Source organism: Clostridioides sp. GD02377 (genome assembly GCF_045899875.1).
Lineage (GTDB): Bacteria > Bacillota > Clostridia > Peptostreptococcales > Peptostreptococcaceae > Clostridioides > Clostridioides difficile_A.
The window spans coordinates 1-348 of record NZ_JBJODA010000090.1 but is presented as its reverse complement, the minus strand read 5'-3'; the positions used below and the strand labels follow the sequence as shown (position 1 = coordinate 348).

At 31.0% G+C, this 348-nt stretch carries 1 rRNA gene; it reads left to right on the top strand.

From position 1 onward, the window contains the following. The first annotated feature begins 226 nt into the window (after nucleotides 1-226). Nucleotides 227-343: ribosomal RNA gene (gene rrf / locus Q3304_RS20990) — 5S ribosomal RNA — on the top strand. Nucleotides 344-348 lie beyond the last annotated feature (5 nt).

Genomic DNA, 348 nt, shown 5'->3' with positions numbered 1-348 from the left:
ATGTATTTAGCTTATCGATACTAATAGGTCGAGGACTTGACCAAATTATTTGATGTACATTCAATAAAATATATGTGTAGTTTTTAGAGTGTTAACTCTAGATAAAGTACTAACTTCAATTAATATGGTATATATCATATTAAACAATTACTATTTAGTACTTTAAAACTATTGACATTTAAAAATAAAGATGTTAATATAATACTTGTCTTATAAATAGGCAATATGTGGTTATAATAGCAAAGAGGATACACCTGTTCCCATTCCGAACACAGAAGTTAAGCTCTTTAGCGCTGATGGTACTTGGTGGGAAACTGCCTGGGAGAGTAGGACATAGCCACGTGGATA